General features: G+C 35.1%; 4 protein-coding genes. 2 read left to right on the plus strand and 2 right to left on the minus strand.

Annotated elements, in window-relative coordinates:
• Positions 1 to 201: hypothetical protein (locus V7266_RS25555; protein ID WP_335472063.1), on the plus strand; the 201-nt coding region annotated here is incomplete at its 5' end.
• A 234-nt stretch (positions 202 to 435) separates the two neighbouring features.
• Here the strand turns inward: V7266_RS25555 and V7266_RS25560 are convergent.
• Complete coding sequence (locus tag V7266_RS25560; protein ID WP_335472064.1) at positions 436 to 639, minus strand: hypothetical protein; 204 nt, start codon at positions 637 to 639, stop codon at positions 436 to 438.
• Positions 640 to 1,424: 785 nt separating this feature from the next.
• On the minus strand, positions 1,425 to 1,937 hold the full coding sequence (locus V7266_RS25565) for a DUF3231 family protein (protein ID WP_335472065.1): 513 nt from the start codon (positions 1,935 to 1,937) through the stop codon (positions 1,425 to 1,427).
• Between the two features lie 301 nt (positions 1,938 to 2,238).
• On the opposite strand from V7266_RS25565, the gene V7266_RS25570 reads away from it, so the two are divergent.
• Positions 2,239 to 2,793, plus strand: coding sequence for a CBO0543 family protein (locus tag V7266_RS25570; protein ID WP_335472066.1), 555 nt, complete (start codon positions 2,239 to 2,241; stop codon positions 2,791 to 2,793).
• Positions 2,794 to 3,260: the final 467 nt, after the last annotated feature.

Here is a 3,260-nt window from a genome sequence, read left to right on the forward strand (position 1 = left end):
GCGGCTGTGGCGGCTGTGGTGGCTGTGGCAGCTGCTATAACGGTTACGACGGATACTACAACGGATACAACGGTTTATACGGTTACTAATTCACAAAAGAAAAAATGGATATTTATGGAAACAAAGTGCCCATGCATAATTTGCCGCAAGGGCACTTCTTTATTGATTATCATTTTGGACAAAAAATCGTACACTAACTGATAGTGCACAATCGTAACGATTAGGAATTCGTTCTTTCACTAACCTGCCCTTTAGTTGAATAAATACCTTCCACTTGCTACTTATCCCCATAAACAATAACCTTTTTAGTGTTATAATAAAAATGGTTGGGGGATTGAAGCCCTCGGCTTTTCTATTGGTTAAATACCTCTGAAACAAGAGAATGGTTATTTTCATAAGTTTATTAATAGAACAAAAAAAAAGAAACAGTCTATTTTATAATAGTTCTGTTGTCTCGAAAAAAATTTCTCCTGAAGGTAACCCCTTTTCATCAATAATTATGTGCTTATACAGTTTCCTTACTAAGCTTTTCATTTCCTCAGTAGAATATGCTATTATGACAGCCTGTTCTTCCTGATTATTCCCCTTGATTATTACATTGTACCGCTGTCTTCTTCTCTCCATTTGTAAAAATTCCATTTATTATCACCCTCGCCTTGATGCGAAAATTCAATACCCAGTCAGCAAGACTTTTAAACAAAAAAGTATTCGTTAAATATTGACAACAATTTGTGATAAAATTTTACCTCGTTATCTCTATTGTTATTCAGCTAATCTGCCAGTTACTTAAATAAGAAAAGCCGCTAAATGGCAGCTTGATCTGCGACTCTTGCACCTTTACTTAAGTACAAATTTTCAAATCTTTATATAGGCTTATAATTTTTTTAACTTCAATGATTTGCAGGAAGGACATTTAAGGGTAGATATATCGGTTTCATTATGTACCCACTCATAATGACAAGTCGAGCAGTGTAAAACTGTATGTTTTTTTTTGAATTCTATTGATTCATTCATATATCGCTCATAATCTTGAGGGTACATATCTGCCAATGTACGAAATACAAAATTACCAGTACACTCTCTTCCGTTCCAATATTCTTTACCATCTTTATATTCAATCATATTTTACACGTCCTACTACTTTTTATAATTTATAAAAATGACCTAACTTCATAATATCATAACCTTTGGAATCATTTACCGATTTCTTTATCTTGTTATTACACTAAACTGCCTATTTTAGAGAACAAGAAAAAAAGAGGTGCCGCAGCTCCCTCCGTTGTTATACTCAAGCACCCGTTACTTTAAGTACATTTTTTCACATACTCTAAATTAAACTGATATGTCGCTTTTACCAATTAGCAATTCAAGATTGTTGAGTAGGCATAATAAAAAACACGGCTTGAAATAACCGTGTCCAAAAATCAACAATCTCCATGTTTATTTAGATGCAGTGGAGGTGGGAAAAGCCATCCTTTTTCTTTATTTAAACGAAGCACTTTTGCTCCAAGGGCTACCTTTTGGTTATGAAATTGAGCGTACATCATAGCAACGTCTTCCCTGATGGATTTACCGATTACTTGGCTGCAAGTTACTAATCCAGCAGCAATATTAGCGGAAAGTGTAGCTGAAATTGCTGGATCTGGAATTCTTGCACCTACTGGAATATCCTCCAAACATGCATCTGGAGGCTCTGGAGCAGCAGGTGGTAAGCCCACACCGTTTTCTTTTAATAACTCTTCAACCTGTTTTTTTTCTTGCTGACAAGTTTCAATTGCCTCTACTAATAACTTCTTTAAATCTTCATCACCTGCGTGGTTTATCATCGTTTGATAACCTGCAATCAGACTATTTCCGACTAGTTGAGAAGCCCAAATATCAAAGACTTCTCCGTAATGTAAAGGCTCTTCCTTTGGATTTCCAGATAAAATTCCCATCGTTATCCTCCTTAGTGAATATAAAAAATCTACTCATATTAAGTGCCACCTTTCATTAAGCACTATAATAGCTTTTCCTACACTAAAGAGAATATAGATAATTTCTTTAATAACTTTGTTAATTTTGTTAGGACTTATTATCACAAGAAGAAAGGGGGCTGCAACCATCTCTTAGAGGTAATCTCGGTACTCTATACGAGCTGCATTTATTACCAAGTTTAAGGGTGTGAACTAATAAACGTATATTTTTATAATAGTAACTAAACCTAAAGTAATGCTCTTGGATTGGCGAGTGATCATTTTGACAAGTAAAGACAGTATCATCTCGATGCAGGATAAAAATTTTTATACGACCGAAGAATTAATTCACCAAAAGATAGATATTTGGCAAGAACATGTTCTTTTTTCTGGCTTATGGTGGTTTGGGGTTGCCCTCTCAATTATCCCGTGGATTATCTGGTTTCTTATTAGAAAAAAACAAAGTACAGATCGAATAATGTATGTGGGCTTTTATATCATGGCAATCTCAACCCTGCTTGATATTTTAGGAGACCAAATAGGCATTTGGCATTATCGGTTTCATGTAATCCCGACACTTCCTACCTATTTCCCATGGGATGTTACACTCATGCCTGTATCGGTAATGATTCTCCTGCAATTCTTTCCAAAAATAAATCCATGGTTTAAAGCAATATTTTTCGCACTTTTAACTTCCTATATCGCAGAACCATTTTTTGACTGGCTGGGCATTTATGAGCCAGATGCCTGGCGTTATAGTTATTCTGTCCCGATTCAGATTCTTCTTTTCATGAGTGCATATTGGCTTACCCAACGGACTAAGTTTTCTCCATTGTAATGAAGGCACATAAATAATTTTTCCAACGAAAATACTCCTCTCTTCGCTACAAGAGAGGAGTCATAATTTATTATAGGGAACTATCCTTATTTAACTAAACTGCCATTTAGTAAAATAACGGTAATAAAAAAGGGCTGCCGAAAACAGCCCGTTTGTTGTGAAATTAAAGCACCCGTTAGCCATTCATGCAGCAGAAAAATGTCGCTGCACCACAGAGAATGAAAGTATGGTTTTTGTGGTCATACTGATATTGGCGACATGAGGTTTAATTCAAGGCTCAGTTTAAAAAATTTAAATTGCTGGGTCTACTTTAGTTTTGTCATTTTTAGATTTTCACTGTTTTATACTTTCATGGTAGTTCAACAAGGATTACTCTCAATTAAAGCAACAAAAATTGCTCTAAAAGGATATGTTGAATAACTATTAGCTAATCTTTATTGCTTGTTTGCTAACTCATCTCTATCACT

This window comes from Neobacillus drentensis, assembly GCF_036965645.1.
GTDB lineage: Bacteria > Bacillota > Bacilli > Bacillales > Cytobacillaceae > Neobacillus > Neobacillus drentensis_D.

What these genes read in the sequence shown, in the direction of transcription:
- V7266_RS25565 (WP_335472065.1), bottom strand. Translation starts at nt 1,937, where the DNA reads ATGGGAATTTTATCTGGAAATCCAAAGGAAGAGCCTTTACATTACGGA.
- V7266_RS25560 (WP_335472064.1), bottom strand. Translation starts at nt 639, where the DNA reads ATGGAATTTTTACAAATGGAGAGAAGAAGACAGCGGTACAATGTAATA.